Here is a 13,780-nt window from a genome sequence, read left to right on the forward strand (position 1 = left end):
GTTCTACCTCATCAGATATTCTAGTAGTTCCCCTGTCGTCGGCCGTACCATTTTACCTTCTGCCTGCCAGTGCTGTTCAAGACCATTTCTCCATGCTTTTTCGATCGCATGTCTGATTGCCCGTTCAATCGTCGCTTTGTTGACATCAAACTTACGCGCAATCTCAGGATAAAGTTCGCCTGTAAGATGATTGATTTTGGCTGGATGCTGCTCAAGAATGTTCAGTGCCTCATAAATATACTGAGTCCCTTTTAAACGCTGCGCGAAATAATCGTTCAGTAAATCCGAGTCCTTCTGTTCCGTCATACGCAGGATAGTCTGTGCAATGACTTCGAGCTTGACAGGTTTTAGGAGAAAGTAATCACCGCCAAGTGTCAAGGCTTCATGGAGAATCGACTCCTTGCCAAAGGCAGAGAAGCAGATCACTTTATAGGGACGGTCAGCCGGAATATCGTTTTTAAGAAGTGTCAGCCCGTCAATGTTCGGCAGTATGAGATCCAGCAGCAGAACATCAAAGTTGCCCCGCTGAATCAGTTCCTGGCCCCGCTGGCCGTCATTGGCTATATCAGTCACCATCATTCCTTGGGAAGAAAGATAGCGATGAATACCAGCAGCGAGTTCCTGTGAATCTTCTATTATTGCTACGCGGATTGCCATTTATCTCATCCTTTATCTTAATCTTTATTCTGGGAGATGAGTTCAGCTGCATGCTCCAGCGTCAGAGGTGTCACTTCAACTCCAGATATCATACGTGCGACCTCTTTTACTTTGTCATCTCCAGTCAGCTCCGTCACAGTGGTTATCGTCCGGTCGTCCCGCTCGTGCTTTTCGATGAAGAGATGATGATCACTGATGGCCGCTACTTGCGGCAAATGAGATATACAGATAACCTGTATATGCTGCGCGATCTGTTTCATCTTTTCAGCCATTTTCTGGGCGACACGACCAGAGACGCCAGTATCCACTTCATCAAAAAGAATGGCTGTCTGCCCTCTGTTTTCAGCAAAGATCGTCTTCAATGCCAGCATGATACGAGATAACTCACCGCCGGAGGCAATCTTATCCAGTCCTTTCAAAGGTTCGCCTTTATTCGGACTGATCATAAATTCAATCGTCTCAAGCCCTGCTAATGTAGGTTCAGTTTTAGAAAATGCGATTTCAAAGTTAGCACTCTTCATCTCCAGATGATGAATCTCATCAAGAATCTTGTGGCGCAAGTCAAGCGCATCCGTCCGACGTTCCTTGGATAACTGTGTCCCTTTTGCTATCACCTTCTGATACTGTAATTCTATTTCTTTTTTCAGCTGTGAGGTGCTCTCTTCAAGATTCTCGATCTGATTGATCTCGGTCTCGAGGTCATCAATAAGCAGTATCAGTTCGTCGTGATTTTTACCGTATTTCCGCTCAAACTGCTGAATCAGATTCATTCTTGCTTCCATGTCATTCAGAAGATTTTCATCATATTCATTGGACGTCAGTTCGTCATATAGCCGGTGCTTGGCATCTTCAAGCAAATAGTAGACACTATTTGTTTCTTCCAGCAGCGAGGCATATTCCCCTTTCAGAATCTCATCGATTTCCTTCAAGGACTCATTAAAATCGAATAACTTATCGATGATATTGTTCTCATCACTTAAGTAGTTAACCGTTTTCGTCAGCTCATGATTCAGCTTTTCAAAGTTTCGAAGGCGATTGATATCATCCTTAAGCTGATTGACCTCGCCCGCCACAAGTTTAGCCTGCGTCAGTTCATTGTGCTGGAACTTGATGAGATCAAGCCGCTGGAGCAATGATTCATCCTTCTGTTCCAGTTTTCTCAGTTCTTCCTTCTTCTCCTGATAGATTTTAAAGGCGTCTGTATATTCGTCTAAAATGGCCTGATAGCGGCCACCTGAAAACTCATCCAGCAAGCGGATATGATATTTCGACTTCAGCAGATGCTGCGTCTCGTGCTGACCATGAATGTCAAGCAGCTCCTGCATCACTTGTTTCAGTTCAGATAGTGTGACAGTCTGGCTGTTGATCTTACAGATGCTTTTACCTGTCTTCATGATCTCCCGTTTAACAATCATAAAGTCATCCTGATCAATGTCTTTTTCTTCAAGCAGCTGTCTGACATTCGGGTTATCATCAATATCGAAGACACCTTCAATGACAGCCTTATTTTCACCGTGGCGCACAAGGTTCTGGCTTGCTCTTGCACCGATCAGCATGGAAATGGCATCAATAATAATCGATTTGCCGGCGCCTGTTTCCCCGCTCAGGACTGTCAGACCTTCTTTGATTTCAATACTCAGTTCATCTATGATGGCGAACTGCCTGATGGATAATGTCTGTAGCATAAATTAATCCCCCAACTATAACATATTGAACAATCGTTCAGTGACTACTTGACCTGCTTTCTCATCCCGACAAATAATCAGACATGTATCATCCCCACAGATGGTACCGAGAATTTCCTCCCATTCAAGTTGATCCAGAATCGCGCCGATAGACTGCGCATTGCCAGGCAAAGTCTTTAAGACCAGAAGGTTTGAGGTGCCGTCCAGTTTAACGAAAGAATCCATTAAATAACGTCCCAGTTTATCTAATGGATGAAATTTGCGGTCTTTAGGCAGACTATAGACATATTGGCCACTTGGTGTAGGTATCTTGATCAACTGAAGTTCCTTGATATCACGTGAAATAGTGGCCTGCGTCACGTTCAGGTTGACTTCATTCAGTTTTTCAACCAGCTCTTCCTGCGTTTCGATCTGCTGGTTGGAGATAATTTCTCTGATTTTAATCTGACGCATTGTTTTATTCGCCATGATGGTCCTCCCTGTATATTTATACATTATGTTAGCATATAACTGACTTCTTGCCTATTAAAATAGCCGATTAAATAATTTTAATCGGCTGTCTTACAGGTTATATCCTCTATCAGTGCATCTTCTATGGCATGAGGCTTCTCTTCATGCACCAGATAGATCAAATATTCAATATTACCGTTCGCACCTTTAATAGGTGACACCGTCAGATTTTCAGCACTGAAGTGATGCTTCAACGCACAAGCCATGACTTCCTTCACCACTCTTTTGTGGACTCCTTTATCATGGACCACCCCTTTGTCACCTACTTCTTCTCTATGGGCTTCAAACTGCGGTTTGATCAAGGCGACCACTTCACCCCCAGGTTTCAGGATGTTATGAAGGGTCGGTAATATCAGCGATAACGATATGAAGCTGACATCTATCGACGCAAAGTCGGGCAGTTCAGGAAAGCTTTCCGCTGTCACGAAGCGGAAATTGGTCTGTTCCATTACCGTTACCCGTGGATCAATCCGCAGGCTGTAGGCAAGCTGGTTTGTCCCTACGTCAATAGCGTAGCTTCTGCTGACACCGTTCTGCAGCGCGCAATCGGTGAAGCCGCCGGTAGAAGAACCAATATCCACGTGGATACGGTCCTTCAGCTTGAGATTAAATTCCTTGATGGCTTTTTCCAGCTTCAGTCCTCCGCGACTGACGTATTTTTTGTCCAGTCCCTTGATCCTGATTTTAGCTTCGGCAGGATTGATTTTTTCAGCGCCCGAATGAATACGCTCATGTTCATTCAGTACTTTACCCGCCATAATAAACCGCCGAGCTTCATCCAGAGTCTCAAAATATTCACGTTCAACGAGCCAGTCATCAATTCTCTGTTTTTTCATTCTGTACCATCTGCTTGATTTCATCTACAAAATGAGCAGTGGTCAGCCCGATTTCCTGCAGCAGCTGGTCCACTTCACCCTGCTCAATATATTCATCCTGGATACCCAGTCTCTTGACAGGCACTGCAAAACCATTGTCATTGAAATAGCTGACCACAAGAGAGCCGAAACCGCCTGTCAGGATGGATTCCTCCACCGTCATCACAGGAATCTGCCGCTCATTTAACTGATCGAGATAGGCAGTATCCAGCGGCTTGATGAACCGTGCATTGACGACTTCAATGTTGATGCCCTCTTTCAGAAGTATCTCCTGTGCTGCCAGAAGCGGCTGAAGTGTCGGTCCAAACGACAGGACTACGGCATCCCGGCCTTCTCTCAGCACTTCCCACTTGCCATAAGGTACGCCGGTCGTTTTATCTGTGACTTCTACCCCGAGACCATTGCCACGAGGGTAACGGATAGCAAGCGGTCCGCTATAGTCATTGAACGCACTGTAGACCATCTTCGCCGCTTCATCCTCATCTTTCGGCATCATCACGGTCATGTTCGGCAGATGCGTCAGAAACGGAATGTCAAATACCCCTTGATGAGTCTCGCCGTCAGCGCCGACAAGTCCTGAGCGATCAATTCCGAAGACCACATGCAGATTCTGGCGGTCAATATCATGGAGCACCTGATCATAGGCACGCTGCATAAATGTCGAATAGATGGCGACGTAAGGCAGCATTCCATTCGCGGCAAGTCCGCCCGCCATTGTCACCGCATGCTGTTCAGCTATACCCACATCGAAGAACTGGTCAGGCAACTGCTGCTGGAATTTCGTCAGTTTACTGCCGACTGGCATCGCAGGCGTAATCGCCACAATTCTCTTATCCTTCTCTGCAAGCGCCATGACATTATCACTCATCAGCTGGCTCCAGCTCGGTGCAGTGGCACTGCCTTTAATCTGTTCTCCTGTATCCAGTTTATAAGGACCAAGTCCATGCCACGTGCCGATCTTATCATTCTCAGCATGCTCGTAGCCTTTTCCTTTCTTTGTGATCACATGAATCAGTACAGGACCATTGATCCGTTTAGAAGTCTCAATCGCTTCGCCAAGTTCCCGGAAGCTATGGCCATCGACCGGACCGATGTACTTGATGCCCAGCTCTTCAAAGAAAACACCGGCGACAACGAGATACTTCAGGCTGTCCTTAATACGGTCTGCTGAATCCCGTAGCTTATGACCGCCTGGCAGCTTGCTGAGAAAGCCGTCAATATCCACTTTTGCCCGGTTATAGTTCTGGTTGGTACGGAGCCGTCCGAACATATTGTGCATGGCGCCGACATTAGGCGCGATACTCATTTCATTATCATTCAGAATGATCGTCATATTGGTTTTGTCATGTCCGATATGGTTGAGTGCTTCAAGCGCCATCCCCCCGGTCAGTGCGCCGTCACCGATAATAGGCACGACATGATAGGATTCCCCCATAATATCACGTGCTTTAGCCATCCCCATGGCAGCAGACAGCGATGTTGAGCTATGGCCTGCTTCCCATACATCATGTTCACTTTCTGAGCGTTTAGGGAACCCGCTTAAGCCATTATGCTGTCTCAACCGATCAAACTGGTCGGCTCTGCCCGTCAATATTTTATGAATATAAGCCTGGTGACCGACGTCAAAAATAAGTTTGTCTTTTGGACTGTCAAAATGCTTATGCAGAGCAAGCGTCAGCTCAACTACGCCAAGATTCGCCCCGATATGTCCCCCGGTCACTGCACATTTCTCTATTAAAAACTTTCTGATTTCTTTACTTAACTGGATTAGCTCCTCATCTGACAGACCTTTAATATCTGATGGAGTCTTAATTTTGTCAACATCCATGCGTTTTCCACCTACAGTCTCAATTATTAATTAAGTTATATTATAGCACTGTGAGCCATAATGAACAAAAAAGCCATAACGGCTTTTTTAATTTTCACGTGATGTGATATAGGACAGCAGCTCAAGAAGTGATGCATCCCCACCAGACAACTCATGAATCATCTCTTCTGTTTCAGCGACCATCTCCTGCATGGCTTCTTTTGCCCCTGTCAAACCTAGTAATGAGACATAGGTGGATTTATCTTTTGAGACATCGCTGCCCGCAGATTTGCCCATCTTCTCAAAGCTGCCTTCAACGTCCAGAATATCATCTTTAATCTGAAAGATCAGACCGAAGTTCTCTCCTATCTTAACCAGTTGCCGGATAACAGCATCGGGCTGGTCAGCGATAATCCCTGCACATTCAAAGCAGGCACGGATAAGATCGCCTGTCTTATGACGATGAACGGTTCTCAGTTCATCTAATGTCAATTGTTTATCTTCTGAAGTCATATCGAGCATCTGGCCGCCGACCATTCCTCTGCTGCCTGCCGCACCGGAGATCACGGCGATCAGTCTGATGCGCTGCTCAGCTGTCAGATGGTCATCCTGACTGATCTGATTGAAACTATCTGTCAGCAGTCCATCGCCCGCTAGAATGGCAACCGCTTCGCCGAACACTTTATGATTCGTCAGCTTGCCTCTTCTGTAATCATCATCATCCATCGCCGGCAAGTCATCATGAATAAGAGAATATGTATGAATCATCTCAATGGCCGCTGCTGTTTTCAGTCCTTTGTCCGTCGAGACATTGAAGAGGTCAAGTGTCGAAAAGAGCAGGACCGGACGGATACGTTTGCCGCCAGCAAGCAGTGAATAAGTCATCGCCTCATCTAAAAGCGGGCTGACTGGCTGGTCATATAAATCTGACAGATACTGTTCTACCCTTTCTCTAGCTGTCATTCTGCTGCCTCTGAGGTACTTAACTGATTGATTTTCTTCTCCGCCTGTACCAGCTGTTCCTGACAGGCTTTTGATAATGCCACACCTTTTTCATACAGTTCAATTGATTCTTCAAGCGAGACTTGATCGTTGTCCAGTTTGTTGACGATGGTCTCAAGTTCCGTCATCATCGTTTCAAAATTTTTAGCCATGCGTATTCTCCTTTACTGAATTCACGGTTGCCTCAGCTGTACCATCTGACAGCTGAATAGAGATATCTTCGTTCGTTGAAAGCGCATCGATGTGGCTGACGATCCCCTTCTTGTTACGGACGATACTATAACCGCGTTCTAGTATGCCGGTCGGATTAAGACTGTTAAGTAAACGGGATTGTAAATCCAGCTGATGTGCTGCCTTATTCATTTTCCGGTCCAGCAGCTGCTTCATCTGCAGACTCATTTCTTTCTCGTCTGACCGGAACAACTGCAGCTTATGACTCAGCCGCTCGGGTGTCAGCCTGACCTCAAGACGTATGTATCGCTCTCTGTGAGTACTAAAGCGCTGCTTCAGCAGATACTGAAGCCTTTGCTCCGTCTCATCTATCCGCTGCTGTTTCTGCTCTATCATCATCAGCGGGTTTCTGAAAAAAGGATGCTGCTGATAACGGGACAGTTTTTCTTTTTGGTAACGAATGTGCTGGACGAGGCGCTGATTCAGGAATAACTCAGATGCCTTGAGCTGCTGCATCAATTCTACCTGATCAGGTGTCGCCATGACAGCAGCTCCTGTCGGTGTCGGCGCACGCATATCCGCAACATAGTCACTGAGCGTCGTATCTGTTTCATGGCCGACCGCTGATATTATCGGTGTTTCCGCCTGAAAAATCGCTTCAACGACTTCCCTTTCGTTGAATGCCCATAGATCTTCTATCGAACCGCCGCCACGTCCGACTATCATGACATCCACACCGAGTTCGTCCGCATATCTAATATTTCTGACGATATCACTTGCAGCACCATTGCCCTGAACAAGCGTTGAAATATAGTGCACTTTTGCAAGGGGATAACGTCTGTTAAGTGTTGTCTCGATATCTCGTATGGCTGCACCTGTCGATGCAGTCAGCACCGCAATAGCAGAAGGATATTTGGGGAGCTTCTTTTTGTGTTCTGCCGCAAAATATCCTTTCTGCTTAAATTCTTGTTTCAGCGCTTCCAGTTTCTCATAGAGCTGACCGACCCCGTCCAGTGACATACTGTCCGCATAGAGCTGATAGCTGCCCCTGTCTTCATATACTGAGACACGTCCTGTGATCAGAACCCCGTCTCCTTCTTTAGGCGTAAAATTCAGACGGGTCGCGTCACGCTTAAACATCATACCATTCATCACTGCATTGCCATCTTTCAAGGCAAAATACAGATGGCCGCTTGAATGTAGCTTGACATTGGACAGCTCACCTTTAATGTAGACCTTCTCCAGATAAGGGTCACGGTCAAACTTGGCTTTGATGTACTGCGTCAGCGCACCTATAGATAGATACTGGGTCATTGTTTCTGTTTGATGACTTCACTCAGAACACCGTTGATAAATTTATAGCTGTCATCATCCCCATATTCCTTGGATAAGTTAACTGCTTCATTGACCGCCACCTTATCCGGCACATCTGTATAAACCAGCTCATAGACAGCGAGACGCAGCAGAACGCGGTCAATTTTTGTCAAACGTTCTAACGTCCACTGCTTAAGATGCGGCTTAATCGCTTCATCGATTGCATCCTGATTCTTTTTCACACCTTCAATCAGCTCATCCATAAATGGATCCTGCTCGTTCGCTTCCAGTATAAAACGTTTGGCGTCAGACACATCTATCGGCTCTTTAGTCTCCATCTGAAATAATACCTTTAGTGCATGTTCTCTCGATTCTTTACGACTCATGATTAATCTCCTTCAAAAATTCAGAGGATGCAAGCATCCTCCTAGTCATTAAATTTTATATTGATGATATGAATATTGATCTCTTTAGGGGTTAACGCTGTCATATTGGTCAGCGCGTTCTTGATATTCTGCTGAACCTGTTTGGCAGTCGCAGAAATTTTAGTGCCGTAGTCAAAGATACAGTAGGCATCGATATAAATATCGCTTTCTTTGACTTCCACATTGACGCCTTTGGCATTTTTGACACCGAGCTTATCCAATGATTTATATTTCTGTGCAAGTGAGACACCTTTAACTTCACTGATCGCAATTTCTGTAATGACTTCAATGACATTAGGCGCGATTTCAACTGTTCCTAGATTCTGTTTAGCCATAGCTTATGCCTCCTATCATATAATATGTTTATCATACCATTATTCTGCCGTGATTTTAACTGAAAAAGCAAAGAAAGAAGCCCTCGGGCTTCTTTCTTTATTCGATATTCAGTTTATGTTCATTCAGGAAGTCAGTGCTGTATTCAGCACTTCTGAACACAGGATGCTTGAGCAGCGCCTGGTGGAAGGGAATCGTCGTATGAATGCCCATAATGATGTATTCATCCAGTGCCCGCAGTGCACATTGAATCGCTTCTTCACGCGTCGGCTGGTGAACGATGAGTTTTGCGACCATGGAATCGTAGTAAGGCGGTATCGTATAGCCGTTATAACAAGCAGAATCCACGCGCACGCCGTATCCGCCCGGTACTAAGTACTGTGTGATTTCGCCTGCAGATGGCATAAAGTTCTTCACCGGATTCTCCGCATTGATTCTAAGCTCAATGGCATGACCCGTGAACTGGACATCCTCCTGCTTGAGCGTCAGCGGCTCACCGGCGGCAATTCTGATCTGCCATTTCACTAAATCACAGCTTGTCACCATCTCTGTGACAGGATGTTCGACCTGGATACGTGTGTTCATTTCCATGAAGTAGAACTGCTGACTGTCGAGATCATAGATGAACTCGATAGTCCCTGCACTTTCATAGCCCACGACCTGTGCCGCTCTGACTGCCGCAGCTCCCATCTCAGCTCTTGTTTCACTTGTGATGGCTGGGCTAGGTGATTCTTCAACCAGTTTCTGCATCCGGCGCTGAATGGTACAGTCACGTTCACCCAGATGAATGGTGTGGCCGAAGCTGTCGGCCAGCACCTGAATTTCAATATGTCTGAAATTCTCAATGAACTTCTCTATGTAAAGGCCCTTGTTCCCGAACGAAACTTCCGCTTCCTGTTCTGTCATGCGAAAGCCCGTCTCAAGCTCCTCCTCGTTACGCGCCACCCGAATCCCTTTGCCGCCGCCGCCCGCAGTGGCCTTGATGATGACAGGATAACCGATACGCTCTGCTTCTGACTTCGCTTCCTCTACGGTGTCAACCAGCCCGTCACTGCCAGGCACCACCGGGACATTCGCTTTAATCATCTCTTTTTTGGCGATATCTTTAATCCCCATTTTGTTGATAGCTGCATGTCCGGGCCCGATGAACTTGATATTACATGCCTCGCACATCTCTGCAAAATCAGCATTCTCCGCCAGGAAGCCATAACCTGGGTGAATGCCGTCACAACCCGTCGAACTGGCGATGGATAATATGTTCGGGATGTTCAGATAAGAATCCTTGGAATACTTCGGTCCGACACAATAGGCTTCATCCGCCAGCTGAGCATGCAAGGCCTCGCGGTCCGCCTCTGAATAGATGGCGACAGATTGAATGCCCAGTTCCTTTAAAGCGCGGATAATTCTGACTGCGATTTCTCCTCTGTTGGCAATTAGTACTTTTCTCATTATTTCACCTTGAAGAGCGGCTGTCCATATTCCACCATCTGGCCGTCTTCAACCAGTACTTCCACAATCTCTCCGGCCACTTCAGCCTGAATCTCATTGAATAATTTCATGGCTTCAAGAATGCAGACAACAGAATCTGCGGTGACATGATCCCCTATCTGGACATAAGGTCCCTTGTCAGGTGACGGTGACTGATAGAAGGTGCCGACCATCGGGGCATTGATTGTTTGAGTCGCTTCTACTGCCGGCTTTGTCTCAGCTTGCGGCGCTTCTACAGCAATCTCCTGAACAGCCGGTGGAACCGGTGCATAAACCTCGCTGACTCTCGTTTCCTTAAAGAGCTTTACTTTCTGCTCATTATCTTCTATTTCAATTGATGTAAGTGTAGAGTCTTCCAGTACTTTTATCAGTTCTTTAATTTGTTCAAGATTCATAATGTTCTCCTTTGACAATCAAATTCATGTGCTAATCCCCATTTTACTTCAGTGGTCAGACCAATTCAAGAGAAAATAAAAAACCTCTCATGATGAGAGGTCTGAATCATTATCCACGAGAGACGTAAGAACCATCAGTCGTGTTGATCACTAATAAGTCGCCTTGGTTGACGAATAACGGCACGTTAAGTGTATAGCCCGTCTCAACTGTCGCCGCTTTAGTCGCACCTTGCGCTGTGTCACCTTTAATGCCTGGTTCTGTTTCAGTCACTTCAAGTGTCACTGTGTTAGGGAGTTCAACACCGAGCGTTTCCCCCTGATAGCTTTGGATATGAACTTCCATGTTCTCTTTAAGGAACTTCAGTTCATGTGACAGGTTTGCTTCAGGCAGTTCTGTCTGGTCATATGTTTCTGTATCCATGAAGACATGAGAATCCCCGCTTGCATAAAGATACTGCATTCTACGGTTATCGATCTGTGCTTTACCGACTTTTTCACCTGCACGGAATGTCTTCTCCTGGATCGCACCAGTACGTAAATTTCTCAGTTTAGAACGAACGAAGGCCGCACCTTTACCTGGTTTTACGTGCTGGAACTCAAGTACACGCCAGATACCGTTATCTACTTCGACTGTTAAACCTGTTTTAAAATCATTGACTGAAATCATGAGTCATCCTCCTAAATTTGCTTTCTATAAAATAATAAGGTCTTTTGAAGCATGTGTAAAGCGCTTTAGACCACTTTCAGTCACTAAAACATCATCTTCGATCCGAACGCCGCCTAAATTCTCAACATAGATGCCGGGCTCCAGTGTGACACACATATCAGGTACGAGCTGTACATCGGAAGCCACAGAGAGACCAGGTCCTTCATGGACTTCAAGCCCTATGCCGTGCCCCAGTGAATGACCGAATGCTTCACCATAACCTGCACCGGCGATAATGTCTCGTGCGATCTGATCGGCTTCACGCCCCGTCATTCCTGGTTTAATCGTCTTGAGCGCTGTCACCTGGGCATCCAGTACGATGTCATAGATTTTCCGCATCTCAGGCAGAGGTTCACCGACGGCAAGCGTGCGTGTGATGTCGGAAATATAGCCATTATATATGGCACCATAATCCAGTGTGATCATATCACCTTGTTCAATCACCTTGCCGGACGCCACACCGTGCGGCAGTGCACCTCTGACACCTGACGCTACAATCGTATCGAAGGAAGAACCACTTGCACCTAGCTGACGCATGAACATTTCAAGTTCATTGCTGACCTCAAGCTCTGTCTTACCGGCCTTAATAAAGGTCTGAATGTGCTCATATGCCTGATCCGCGATGTCTGCCGCCTGCTGAATGATCTCAATTTCAAAAGGTTCTTTGATCATGCGGATCTTTTCAATTTCCCCTGCGATATCTACAAGTTCCAGATTCTGCCCTAGCGCCTGATACTGCTGGAAGGTGATAAGATCTCCTTCGAAGCCCGCAGTCCTGATATTTCTTTCCTGCAGAACGGCCTTAACACTGTCGAGTAACCCGCCTGCCTGCTTGATGACAGTGAAATCAGTCGCCTGTTCAGCTGCCTGGCTGGTATAACGGAAATCGGTAATTAAAATATTCTCTTCTTTAGTGATGACGAGTGCACCGCTTGAGCCTGTGAATAAGGACAGGTAGCGTCTATTGTACGGTGAAAGAACGATGATCGCTTCTAAATTTCTGTCTGCCAGCAGCTGCTGTAATTTGTCAAACTTCATATTAATCCCCCCATGTCTGAAAATTCTGTCTCGTTATATGATACCATATTGAAGACTAGCGTCGATAGGTCCATTCATCACTCATATATTTATCAGCGATGCGGTAGACTTCTTCTAACTGCTCATTGCTAAGGTCATAGGGCACAAGTTCAATGTCAAGGGCTTTCTCAAAGCCATTATGAAAGGCCTCTTCCATCTCCTCTATTGTCACATGTCGGTCAGATAAATCGTTAATGGCAACCGCTTTATCACTGAAGGCATTCTGCATTTTTTCACGCATTCTCGGATTCTGATAGATAAAGAGATCGAATAGTTCATCGACATCAATGTCCTGTAAGATAGAACCGTGCTGCAGGATGACACCTTTTTGTCTCGTCTGGGCGCTTCCTGCGACCTTTCTGCCTTCGACGACCAGCTCATACCAGCTCGGTGCGTCAAAACAGACGGAACTTCTCGGATCCTTCAGCTTGGCACGCTGCTCTGCTGTTCTCGGGATGGCAAATTCAGCGTCAAAACCCAGCGCTCTGAATCCTTCCAGTAAGCCGCCTGAAATGACACGATAGGCTTCTGTCACCGTCTGCGGCATATCAGGATGAGATTCCGGCACCACGACCGAATAAGTCAGCTCTTTATCATGGAGAACGCCGCGTCCACCAGTCGTTCTTCTGACCAGTCCTATACCATTTTCCTTCACTTTTTGAATATCGATTTCTTTCTGCAGCTTCTGGAAGTAACCGATTGACAAGGTTTTCGGATTCCAGCCATAGAAGCGGATCACAGGCTGCATTTTCCCTTCTGATACCCAGTTCAGGAGTGCTTCATCTAAAGCCATATTGAAATAGGGATTCTGCTTTTTTGTATTAATAAACAACCACTTTTCAGTCATATAACCATCCTTAATATAAATAGAGTAAATTAACTTTGAAATACGTCTTATTAATCTTTATAATGATATTATGCTATTTAGAGGAGGAAACAGAATGACAGTATGGATTATTCTTGGAATCATCCTTCTTGCACTTATCATTTATATCGCAATCAGTTACAATATCAATCGTAAATCTGTTACAGAGCTAAGTCAAGATGACTTTCAGGCAGGTCTTCGCCGTGCGCAAGTGATTGATTTGCGTGAAAAAGCGGATTATGAATATGGTCACATTGTAGGTGCTAGAAATATTCCAATGAGCATTTTCCGGACACGTATGCTCGGACTGCGTAAAGATCAACCCATTTATTTCATCGATAAAAACGGTGTCTCAAGTTACCGTGCAGCCCGCATGCTGAAAAAGAACGGCTATGAGCATCTTTTCATGCTGAAAGGCGGCTACAAGGAATGGAAGGGCCGCATTAAATCGAAGAACTAAAAAAACTTCA

The 13,780-nt window shown here is 45.8% G+C and carries 16 protein-coding genes; 1 reads left to right on the top strand and 15 read right to left on the bottom strand.

Annotated elements, in window-relative coordinates:
- Positions 1 to 3: 3 nt before the first annotated feature.
- The 15 genes from QSV55_RS06300 to QSV55_RS06370 form a co-directional block, all read right to left on the bottom strand.
- Entirely contained in the window at positions 4 to 657 is a 654-nt protein-coding gene (locus tag QSV55_RS06300; RefSeq protein WP_133450715.1) for a response regulator, read from the bottom strand.
- A 17-nt stretch (positions 658 to 674) separates the two neighbouring features.
- Positions 675 to 2,342 carry a DNA repair protein RecN gene (recN, locus tag QSV55_RS06305; RefSeq protein WP_289649541.1) on the bottom strand — a complete coding sequence of 556 codons (1,668 nt, stop codon included), beginning with the start codon at positions 2,340 to 2,342 and terminating at the stop codon, positions 675 to 677.
- Positions 2,343 to 2,357: 15 nt separating this feature from the next.
- On the bottom strand, positions 2,358 to 2,810 hold the full coding sequence (gene ahrC, locus QSV55_RS06310) for a transcriptional regulator AhrC/ArgR (RefSeq protein WP_133450717.1): 453 nt from the start codon (positions 2,808 to 2,810) through the stop codon (positions 2,358 to 2,360).
- A gap of 80 nt (positions 2,811 to 2,890) precedes the next feature.
- Positions 2,891 to 3,688, bottom strand: a complete 798-nt coding sequence (locus QSV55_RS06315) for a TlyA family RNA methyltransferase (protein WP_289649542.1) — start codon at positions 3,686 to 3,688, stop codon at positions 2,891 to 2,893.
- Complete coding sequence (dxs, locus tag QSV55_RS06320; protein WP_289649543.1) at positions 3,669 to 5,555, bottom strand: 1-deoxy-D-xylulose-5-phosphate synthase; 1,887 nt, start codon at positions 5,553 to 5,555, stop codon at positions 3,669 to 3,671. The genes QSV55_RS06315 and dxs overlap by 20 nt, the downstream gene beginning before the upstream one ends.
- 87 nt (positions 5,556 to 5,642) lie before the next feature.
- On the bottom strand, positions 5,643 to 6,497 hold the full coding sequence (locus tag QSV55_RS06325; protein ID WP_289649544.1) for a polyprenyl synthetase family protein: 855 nt from the start codon (positions 6,495 to 6,497) through the stop codon (positions 5,643 to 5,645).
- The gene (gene xseB, locus QSV55_RS06330; protein ID WP_133450721.1) at positions 6,494 to 6,688 is read right to left on the bottom strand and encodes an exodeoxyribonuclease VII small subunit; all 195 of its coding nucleotides are present in this window, start codon (positions 6,686 to 6,688) and stop codon (positions 6,494 to 6,496) included. Before xseB ends, QSV55_RS06325 begins: the two co-directional genes overlap by 4 nt.
- Positions 6,681 to 8,021, bottom strand: coding sequence for an exodeoxyribonuclease VII large subunit (xseA, locus tag QSV55_RS06335; RefSeq protein ID WP_289649545.1), 1,341 nt, complete (start codon positions 8,019 to 8,021; stop codon positions 6,681 to 6,683). The genes xseB and xseA overlap by 8 nt, the downstream gene beginning before the upstream one ends.
- Positions 8,018 to 8,407, bottom strand: a complete 390-nt coding sequence (gene nusB / locus QSV55_RS06340; RefSeq protein WP_289649546.1) for a transcription antitermination factor NusB — start codon at positions 8,405 to 8,407, stop codon at positions 8,018 to 8,020. The genes xseA and nusB overlap by 4 nt, the downstream gene beginning before the upstream one ends.
- A gap of 41 nt (positions 8,408 to 8,448) precedes the next feature.
- A complete protein-coding gene (locus QSV55_RS06345; protein ID WP_133450724.1) occupies positions 8,449 to 8,781 on the bottom strand; it encodes an Asp23/Gls24 family envelope stress response protein in 333 nt (110 codons plus the stop codon).
- Positions 8,782 to 8,878: 97 nt separating this feature from the next.
- A complete protein-coding gene (gene accC / locus QSV55_RS06350) occupies positions 8,879 to 10,228 on the bottom strand; it encodes an acetyl-CoA carboxylase biotin carboxylase subunit (protein WP_133450725.1) in 1,350 nt (449 codons plus the stop codon).
- The gene (gene accB, locus QSV55_RS06355) at positions 10,228 to 10,662 is read right to left on the bottom strand and encodes an acetyl-CoA carboxylase biotin carboxyl carrier protein (protein WP_289649547.1); all 435 of its coding nucleotides are present in this window, start codon (positions 10,660 to 10,662) and stop codon (positions 10,228 to 10,230) included. Before accB ends, accC begins: the two co-directional genes overlap by 1 nt.
- Positions 10,663 to 10,771: 109 nt before the next feature.
- Positions 10,772 to 11,329 carry an elongation factor P gene (gene efp / locus QSV55_RS06360; RefSeq protein WP_133450727.1) on the bottom strand — a complete coding sequence of 186 codons (558 nt, stop codon included), beginning with the start codon at positions 11,327 to 11,329 and terminating at the stop codon, positions 10,772 to 10,774.
- A gap of 24 nt (positions 11,330 to 11,353) precedes the next feature.
- Positions 11,354 to 12,406 (bottom strand): M24 family metallopeptidase, encoded by a 1,053-nt coding sequence (locus QSV55_RS06365; protein WP_289649548.1) that lies wholly within the window; start codon positions 12,404 to 12,406, stop codon positions 11,354 to 11,356.
- 55 nt (positions 12,407 to 12,461) lie between these two features.
- Positions 12,462 to 13,292 carry a lipoate--protein ligase family protein gene (locus QSV55_RS06370; protein WP_133450729.1) on the bottom strand — a complete coding sequence of 277 codons (831 nt, stop codon included), beginning with the start codon at positions 13,290 to 13,292 and terminating at the stop codon, positions 12,462 to 12,464.
- Between the two features lie 94 nt (positions 13,293 to 13,386).
- Here QSV55_RS06370 and QSV55_RS06375 point away from each other — a divergent pair, with 94 nt between their 5' ends.
- Complete coding sequence (locus QSV55_RS06375) at positions 13,387 to 13,770, top strand: rhodanese-like domain-containing protein (protein ID WP_133450730.1); 384 nt, start codon at positions 13,387 to 13,389, stop codon at positions 13,768 to 13,770.
- Positions 13,771 to 13,780 lie beyond the last annotated feature (10 nt).

The sequence above is a fragment of the Macrococcus bovicus genome, assembly GCF_030376725.1.
GTDB lineage: Bacteria > Bacillota > Bacilli > Staphylococcales > Staphylococcaceae > Macrococcus > Macrococcus bovicus.

What these genes read in the sequence shown, in the direction of transcription:
- recN (WP_289649541.1), bottom strand. Translation starts at nt 2,342, where the DNA reads ATGCTACAGACATTATCCATCAGGCAGTTCGCCATCATAGATGAACTG.
- efp (WP_133450727.1), bottom strand. Translation starts at nt 11,329, where the DNA reads ATGATTTCAGTCAATGATTTTAAAACAGGTTTAACAGTCGAAGTAGAT.
- QSV55_RS06370 (WP_133450729.1), bottom strand. Translation starts at nt 13,292, where the DNA reads ATGACTGAAAAGTGGTTGTTTATTAATACAAAAAAGCAGAATCCCTAT.
- QSV55_RS06325 (WP_289649544.1), bottom strand. Translation starts at nt 6,497, where the DNA reads ATGACAGCTAGAGAAAGGGTAGAACAGTATCTGTCAGATTTATATGAC.
- QSV55_RS06375 (WP_133450730.1), top strand. Translation starts at nt 13,387, where the DNA reads ATGACAGTATGGATTATTCTTGGAATCATCCTTCTTGCACTTATCATT.
- dxs (WP_289649543.1), bottom strand. Translation starts at nt 5,555, where the DNA reads ATGGATGTTGACAAAATTAAGACTCCATCAGATATTAAAGGTCTGTCA.
- nusB (WP_289649546.1), bottom strand. Translation starts at nt 8,407, where the DNA reads ATGAGTCGTAAAGAATCGAGAGAACATGCACTAAAGGTATTATTTCAG.
- QSV55_RS06315 (WP_289649542.1), bottom strand. Translation starts at nt 3,688, where the DNA reads ATGAAAAAACAGAGAATTGATGACTGGCTCGTTGAACGTGAATATTTT.
- xseA (WP_289649545.1), bottom strand. Translation starts at nt 8,021, where the DNA reads ATGACCCAGTATCTATCTATAGGTGCGCTGACGCAGTACATCAAAGCC.
- accC (WP_133450725.1), bottom strand. Translation starts at nt 10,228, where the DNA reads ATGAGAAAAGTACTAATTGCCAACAGAGGAGAAATCGCAGTCAGAATT.
- accB (WP_289649547.1), bottom strand. Translation starts at nt 10,662, where the DNA reads ATGAATCTTGAACAAATTAAAGAACTGATAAAAGTACTGGAAGACTCT.
- xseB (WP_133450721.1), bottom strand. Translation starts at nt 6,688, where the DNA reads ATGGCTAAAAATTTTGAAACGATGATGACGGAACTTGAGACCATCGTC.
- QSV55_RS06300 (WP_133450715.1), bottom strand. Translation starts at nt 657, where the DNA reads ATGGCAATCCGCGTAGCAATAATAGAAGATTCACAGGAACTCGCTGCT.
- QSV55_RS06345 (WP_133450724.1), bottom strand. Translation starts at nt 8,781, where the DNA reads ATGGCTAAACAGAATCTAGGAACAGTTGAAATCGCGCCTAATGTCATT.
- QSV55_RS06365 (WP_289649548.1), bottom strand. Translation starts at nt 12,406, where the DNA reads ATGAAGTTTGACAAATTACAGCAGCTGCTGGCAGACAGAAATTTAGAA.
- ahrC (WP_133450717.1), bottom strand. Translation starts at nt 2,810, where the DNA reads ATGGCGAATAAAACAATGCGTCAGATTAAAATCAGAGAAATTATCTCC.